The sequence below is a fragment of the Paraburkholderia graminis C4D1M genome (assembly GCF_000172415.1).
GTDB classification, from domain to species: domain Bacteria; phylum Pseudomonadota; class Gammaproteobacteria; order Burkholderiales; family Burkholderiaceae; genus Paraburkholderia; species Paraburkholderia graminis.
Map to the genome: position 1 here is coordinate 1 of NZ_ABLD01000060.1, position 7,497 is coordinate 7,497.

Consider the following 7,497-nt stretch of genomic DNA (forward strand, 5'->3'; position numbering starts at 1 on the left):
ACGGTTCTGATCAAGAAGGCAGCGAAGATCGACAAGGGTTCGAGCAAGCCGCATACCGACAAGGTCGGCAAGATCACCCGCGCTCAAGCTGAAGACATCGCCAAGACCAAGATGCCCGATCTGACGGCAGCTGATCTGGACGCAGCGGTTCGTACGATCGCTGGTAGCGCCCGCTCGATGGGCATCACCGTGGAGGGCGTGTAAATGGCTAAGCTTTCGAAGCGTCTGCAAGCATTTGCAGCAAAGGTTGACCGTCAGAAGCTGTACCCGATCGACGACGCTTTGTCGCTCGTGAAGGAATGCGCAAGCGCAAAGTTCGATGAGTCGATCGACGTCGCTGTTCAACTCGGCATCGACGCAAAGAAGTCGGACCAAGTGGTCCGCGGTTCGGTCGTTCTGCCTGCAGGTACAGGCAAGTCGGTGCGCGTGGCAGTGTTCGCGCAAGGCGAAAAGGCTGAGCAGGCTCGCGCAGCCGGCGCTGAAGTCGTCGGTATGGAAGACCTGGCTGAACAAGTCAAGGCCGGCAATCTGGACTTCGACATCGTGATCGCTTCGCCGGACACGATGCGTGTTGTTGGTACGCTCGGTCAGATCCTCGGCCCGCGCGGCCTGATGCCGAACCCGAAGGTCGGTACGGTCACGCCGGACGTCGCGACTGCGGTCAAGAACGCCAAGGCTGGTCAGGTGCAATTCCGTGTCGACAAAGCGGGTATCATCCACGCCACGATTGGCCGCGCTTCGTTCGAGCCGACGGCTCTGCGCAGCAATCTGAGCGCGCTCATCGACGCACTGCAAAAGGCCAAGCCGGCAACGAGCAAGGGCGTGTACCTGCGTAAGGTCGCTCTGTCGAGCACGATGGGTGTCGGCGTTCGCGTCGATCAGGCATCGCTCGCGGCACAGTAAGTAATTCATCGCCTCGATGAAAATCGGGGCGGTTTATGGGCTTTGGGCGGTTGTGAGGTGGCAGTTCGCATCAAGCAACCGGTTGTCAAAGACCGTTGGCGGGCACGCAGCAGGTAGGCGGACCCTTAATGCAAAGCCAACGCAGATGGCGAACCCGAAAAGGTTTTGTAGTGATGAAACCGGTTGGCATCCGCAGCAATGCGTGTGTCGGGCGGTCGAAATACTCCTGACTGGTCGGACGCCGTTATTGAACGCGGTACACAAGGCGCACGCTGCGTGTATCGAATCTGGAGGTTAACCGTGCCACTCAACAAAGAAAGCAAGCAGGCCGTCGTCGCTGAGGTTGCCGCGCAAGTCGCGAAAGCCCAGACCGTGGTTCTGGCTGAGTATCGTGGGATCACGGTTGGCGATCTGACCAAGCTGCGCGCGAAAGCGCGTGAGCAACAGGTCTACCTTCGCGTGTTGAAGAACACGCTGGCGCGTCGCGCTGTCGAAGGTACGCCGTTCGCTCCGCTGGCAGAGCAGATGACTGGCCCCCTGATCTACGGCATCTCGGAAGATGCAATTGCCGCTGCTAAGGTCGTCAATGACTTCGGCAAAAGCAATGACAAGTTGGTCATCAAGGCTGGTTCCTACGAAGGCAAGGTGATGGACAAGGCTGGCGTGCAAGCGCTGGCAAACATCCCGAGCCGCGAAGAACTGCTCTCCAAGCTGTTGTACGTTATGCAAGCACCTGTTTCTGGCTTTGCGCGCGCTCTGGCCGCGCTGGCAGAAAAGAAACAAGGCGAAGAAACCGCTGCGTAATGTACTTCAGTCGAGCGTGATTGATCGCTGGCTGTATCCGAATTCAATTTAGGAGTATTTCAAATGGCAATCGCAAAAGATGACATCCTCGAGGCAGTAAGCTCGATGTCGGTTCTGGAACTGAACGAACTGGTCAAGGCGTTCGAAGAAAAGTTTGGCGTGTCGGCAGCTGCTGTTGCAGTGGCAGGCCCGGCAGGCGGCGGCGCTGCTGCTGCAGCTGAAGAGCAAACCGAATTCACGGTCAACTGGTTGACGTTGGCGCGAACAAGGTTTCCGTCATTAAGGCAGTTCGTGAACTGACGGGTCTCGGCCTGAAGGAAGCGAAGGACCTGGTCGACGGCGCACCGAAGCCTGTTAAGGAAGCGGTACCGAAGGCTGCTGCAGAAGAAGCCAAGAAGAAGCTGGAAGAAGCCGGCGCGAAAGCTGAAATCAAGTAAGTTTCAGCGCGCTGTGCGAAGGCTGGCGGTTTTTCACCGCCGGCCTTTTTGTGCTTTGTGGGGGACGCGTTTTTGCCTCGCTGTACGGCAATAATGTGACTCCCAGAAGCCAAAGAAAACCGCCTATCGGCAACATTGACCGGCGCTTCTCTTTGTCTTCTGAAGCGACTGCAGAAGGCAAGTTTGGTCGGGTAGCGGGCAACATAGGCATCCGCTGCCGTCAGCCAGCGGTTGGTAGCGGCCAACCACCAAGCTTCTAGGCTCGTTCAAGCCATCGGACGGCCATCGGGTCTCAGTCGGTGAACACTCGGGTTGTCTCATCAAGGTATCCTGCCTCGACAACAATGCCCGCCGTGATTCGGAGATCGTATGCAATATTCCTTCACCGAGAAGAAGCGCATTCGTAAGAGTTTTGCGAAGCGCCCCATCGTTCACCAAGTACCTTTCCTGCTGGCTACCCAGCTTGAATCATTCAGCACGTTTCTGCAAGCAGACACGCCGTCTACGCAGCGCAAGCCGGAAGGCCTGCAGGCTGCGTTCACATCCGTTTTCCCGATCGTTTCGCACAACGGGTTCGCACGTCTTGAGTTCGTCAGCTACATGCTGTCGCCGCCGGCATTCAACATCAAGGAATGTCAGCAGCGCGGTTTGACGTACTGCTCGGCGCTGCGCGCGAAAGTGCGTCTGGTGCTGCTCGATAAAGAATCGCCGAGCAAGCCGGTCGTCAAGGAAGTGAAAGGAACAGGAAGTGTACATGGGCGAAATTCTGCTCATGACGCCGACGGGTTCGTTCGTCATCAACGGTACGGAGCGTGTGATCGTTCGCAGCTGCACCGTTCTCCTGGCGTGTTCTTCGAACACGACAAGGGCAAGACGCACAGCTCGGGCAAGCTCCTGTTCTCGGCGCGTATCATTCCTTACCGCGGTTCGTGGCTCGACTTCGAGTTCGACCCGAAGGACGTGCTGTACTTCCGCGTCGACCGTCGCCGCAAGATGCCGGTCACGATCCTGCTGAAGGCAATCGGCCTGACGCCGGAACAGATCCTCGCAAACTTCTTCGTGTTCGATAACTTCACGCTGATGCCGGAAGGCGCGCAGATGGAGTTCGTGCCGGAGCGTCTGCGTGGCGAAGTCGCGCGCTTCGACATCACGGACCGTGACGGCAACGTGATCGTCCAGAAGGACAAGCGGATCAACGCAAAGCACATCCGCGACCTGGACAACGCGAAGACCAAGTTCATCTCGGTCCCGGAAGACTATCTGCTCGGCCGCGTGCTGGCGAAAAATGTCGTCGACGGCGACACGGGTGAAGTCATCGCCAACGCGAACGACGAAATCACTGAAACCGTCCTCGAGAAGCTGCGCGAATCGAAGATCAAGGACATCCAGACGCTCTACACGAACGATCTGGACCAGGGTCCGTACATCTCGTCCACGCTGCGTATCGACGAAACCGCGGACAAGATGGCCGCGCGCATCGCGATCTACCGCATGATGCGTCCGGGCGAACCGCCGACCGAAGAAGCGGTCGAGGCGCTGTTCAACCGTCTGTTCTACAGCGAAGACGCATACGACCTGTCCAAGGTGGGCCGTATGAAGTTCAATCGTCGCGTGGGCCGCGACGAGATCATCGGACCGATGACGCTGCAAGACGACGACATCCTCGCCACGATCAAGATCCTGGTCGAGCTGCGTAACGGCAAGGGCGAAGTGGACGACATCGACCACTTGGGCAATCGTCGTGTGCGTTGCGTCGGCGAACTGGCGGAAAACCAGTTCCGCGCAGGTCTCGTGCGTGTCGAACGTGCTGTCAAGGAACGCCTCGGCCAGGCCGAAAGCGAAAACCTGATGCCGCACGACCTGATCAACTCGAAGCCGATTTCGTCGGCGATTCGCGAGTTCTTCGGTTCGTCGCAGCTGTCGCAGTTCATGGACCAGACCAACCCGCTGTCGGAAATCACCCACAAGCGCCGTGTTTCGGCACTTGGGCCGGGCGGTTTGACGCGTGAGCGCGCTGGCTTTGAAGTCCGCGACGTGCATCCGACGCACTACGGTCGTGTGTGCCCGATTGAAACGCCTGAAGGTCCGAACATCGGCCTGATCAACTCGCTGGCTCTGTACGCGCACCTGAACGAATACGGCTTCCTCGAAACGCCGTATCGCAAGGTCGTGGACAGCAAGGTGACGGATCAGATCGACTATCTGTCGGCGATCGAAGAAGGCCGTTACGTGATCGCTCAGGCGAACGCGGCCGTGGCTGAAGACGGCTCGCTGACCGACGAACTGGTGTCGTCGCGTGAAGCCGGCGAAACGCTGATGGTCACGCCGGACCGCATCCAGTACATGGACGTGGCGCCGTCGCAGATCGTGTCGGTGGCTGCATCGCTGATTCCGTTCCTTGAGCACGACGACGCGAACCGCGCGTTGATGGGCTCGAACATGCAGCGTCAGGCTGTGCCGTGTCTGCGTCCTGAAAAGGCCGTGGTCGGTACGGGTATCGAGCGCACGGTGGCGGTCGACTCGGGCACGACGGTTCAGGCATTCCGCGGCGGTGTGGTCGACTACGTCGACGCAGGCCGTATCGTGATTCGCGTGAACGACGAGGAAGCGGTGGCTGGCGACGTCGGTGTCGACATCTACAACCTGATCAAGTACACGCGTTCGAACCAGAACACGAACATCAACCAGCGTCCGATCGTGAAGGTCGGCGACAAGGTTTCGCGCGGCGACGTGCTGGCTGACGGCGCATCGACGGACCTGGGCGAACTGGCCCTTGGCCAGAACATGCTGGTCGCGTTCATGCCGTGGAATGGCTACAACTTCGAAGACTCGATTTTGATCTCTGAGAAGGTGGTGGCCGACGACCGTTACACGTCGATCCACATCGAAGAACTGAACGTCGTGGCTCGCGACACGAAGCTCGGACCGGAAGAAATCACGCGCGACATTTCGAACCTCGCTGAAGTGCAACTTGGCCGTCTCGACGAGTCGGGCATCGTGTACATCGGCGCGGAAGTCGAAGCAGGCGACGTGCTGGTCGGCAAGGTCACGCCGAAGGGCGAAACCCAGTTGACGCCGGAAGAAAAGCTGCTGCGCGCGATCTTCGGTGAAAAGGCTTCGGACGTGAAGGACACCTCGCTGCGCGTGCCGTCGGGCATGAGCGGCACGGTCATCGACGTGCAAGTGTTCACGCGTGAAGGCATTCAGCGCGACAAGCGTGCGCAGCAGATCATCGACGATGAACTGAAGCGCTACCGCCTCGACCTGAACGACCAGCTGCGCATCGTGGAAGGCGACGCGTTCCAGCGTCTCGCACGGATGCTGACCGGCAAGGTCGCGAACGGCGGTCCGAAGAAGCTCGCCAAGGGTACGAAGATCGAACAGGCTTACCTGGAAGATCTCGACCACTACCACTGGTTCGACATCCGCCTCGCGGACGAAGAAGCAGCGGCACAGCTCGAAGCTATCAAGGACTCGATCGAACAGAAGCGTCACCAGTTCGATCTGGCGTTCGAAGAAAAGCGCAAGAAACTCACGCAAGGCGACGAACTGCCGCCGGGCGTGCTGAAGATGGTCAAGGTGTATCTGGCAGTCAAGCGCCGCCTGCAGCCTGGCGACAAGATGGCCGGCCGCCACGGTAACAAGGGTGTCGTGTCGAAGATCGTCCCGATCGAAGACATGCCGTACATGGCCGACGGCCGTCCGGCTGACGTCGTTCTGAACCCGCTCGGCGTGCCGTCGCGGATGAACGTGGGTCAGGTTCTCGAAGTGCATCTGGGTTGGGCCGCGAAGGGTCTCGGCTGGCGTATCGGCGAAATGCTGCAGCGTCAAGCGAAGATCGCTGAACTGCGCGAATTCCTGACGAAGATCTACAACGAGTCGGGCCGCGCCGAAGAGCTGGACAGCTTCACCGACGAGGAAATCGTCGAACTGGCGAAGAACCTGCGCGAAGGCGTGCCGTTCGCAACGCCGGTGTTCGACGGCGCGACGGAAGAAGAAATGTCGCGCGCGCTGGATCTGGCTTTCCCGGACGACATCGCGAAGAACCTGGGCATGACGCCGTCGAAGAATCAGGTGCGGCTGTACGACGGCCGCACGGGCGAAATGTTCGAACGTTCGGTGACGGTCGGCTACATGCACTACCTGAAGCTGCACCACCTGGTCGACGACAGATGCACGCGCGTTCCACGGGCCCGTACTCGCTCGTGACGCACAGCCGTTGGGCGGTAAGGCGCAGTTCGGTGGCCAGCGTTTCGGTGAAATGGAAGTGTGGGCGCTCGAAGCGTACGGTGCATCGTACGTGCTGCAGGAAATGCTGACGGTGAAGTCGGACGACGTGACAGGCCGGACCAAGGTGTACGAGAACCTGGTCAAGGGCGATCACGTGATCGATGCAGGCATGCCGGAATCCTTCAACGTGCTGGTGAAGGAAATCCGCTCGCTCGGTATCGATATCGACCTCGACCGCAACTAATCGGACTACTGGAGAGAAGCGATGAAAGCTTTGCTCGATCTATTCAAGCAAGTCCAACAACCTGAAGTTTTTGACGCGATCAAGATCGGTCTGGCCTCGCCGGACAAGATCCGTTCGTGGTCTTTCGGTGAAGTGAAGAAGCCGGAAACCATCAACTACCGGACGTTCAAGCCGGAACGCGATGGTCTGTTCTGCGCGAAGATTTTCGGGCCGATCAAAGACTACGAATGCCTTTGCGGCAAGTACAAGCGCCTGAAGCATCGTGGCGTGATCTGCGAGAAGTGCGGCGTCGAAGTGACGCTCGCCAAGGTGCGTCGCGAACGGATGGGCCACATTGAGCTGGCCTCGCCGGTCGCGCACATCTGGTTCCTGAAGTCGCTGCCGTCGCGTCTGGGCATGGTGCTCGACATGACGCTGCGCGACATCGAACGCGTGCTGTACTTCGAAGCGTATGTGGTGATCGACCCGGGCATGACGCCGCTGAAAGCGCGGCAGATCATGACTGAAGAGGATTACTACAACAAGGTCGAAGAGTACGGTGACGAATTCCGTGCCGAGATGGGCGCGGAAGGCGTTCGCGAACTGCTGCGTGCGATCAACATCGACGAACAGGTCGAGATGCTCCGCACCGAACTGAAGAACACGGGTTCGGAAGCGAAGATCAAGAAGTACGCGAAGCGCCTGAAGGTGCTTGAGGCATTCCAGCGTTCGGGCATCAAGCCTGACTGGATGGTGCTCGAAGTGCTGCCGGTGCTGCCGCCGGAACTGCGTCCGCTAGTGCCGCTGGATGGCGGCCGCTTCGCGACGTCGGACCTGAACGACCTGTATCGCCGCGTGATCAACCGTAACAACCGGTTGAAGCGTTTGCTCGAACTGAAG

5 protein-coding genes and 2 pseudogenes are annotated in these 7,497 nt (G+C 59.1%); all 7 read left to right on the plus strand.

All coding sequences use genetic code 11. From position 1 onward, the window contains the following. Positions 1-204 (plus strand): uL11 family ribosomal protein (locus BGRAMDRAFT_RS32990; RefSeq protein WP_044022080.1); only part of this gene is annotated, 204 nt, incomplete at its 5' end. Further along, a complete protein-coding gene (gene rplA, locus BGRAMDRAFT_RS32995) occupies positions 205-903 on the plus strand; it encodes a 50S ribosomal protein L1 (protein WP_006053278.1) in 699 nt (232 codons plus the stop codon). Positions 904-1,203: 300 nt separating this feature from the next. Beyond that, a complete protein-coding gene (rplJ, locus tag BGRAMDRAFT_RS33000) occupies positions 1,204-1,707 on the plus strand; it encodes a 50S ribosomal protein L10 (RefSeq protein WP_006053279.1) in 504 nt (167 codons plus the stop codon). A gap of 63 nt (positions 1,708-1,770) precedes the next feature. Further along, positions 1,771-2,144 (plus strand): annotated as a pseudogene (rplL, locus tag BGRAMDRAFT_RS33005) (50S ribosomal protein L7/L12). A 369-nt stretch (positions 2,145-2,513) separates the two neighbouring features. Next, positions 2,514-6,353, plus strand: a complete 3,840-nt coding sequence (rpoB, locus tag BGRAMDRAFT_RS33010) for a DNA-directed RNA polymerase subunit beta (protein ID WP_006053281.1) — start codon at positions 2,514-2,516, stop codon at positions 6,351-6,353. Between the two features lie 10 nt (positions 6,354-6,363). Further along, entirely contained in the window at positions 6,364-6,618 is a 255-nt protein-coding gene (locus BGRAMDRAFT_RS35800) for a DNA-directed RNA polymerase subunit beta (protein ID WP_232292407.1), read from the plus strand. 21 nt (positions 6,619-6,639) lie between these two features. Then, positions 6,640-7,497, plus strand: a pseudogene (locus BGRAMDRAFT_RS33015) (DNA-directed RNA polymerase subunit beta'); the annotation flags it as partial.

What these genes read in the sequence shown, in the direction of transcription:
- rplA (WP_006053278.1), top strand. Translation starts at nt 205, where the DNA reads ATGGCTAAGCTTTCGAAGCGTCTGCAAGCATTTGCAGCAAAGGTTGAC.
- rpoB (WP_006053281.1), top strand. Translation starts at nt 2,514, where the DNA reads ATGCAATATTCCTTCACCGAGAAGAAGCGCATTCGTAAGAGTTTTGCG.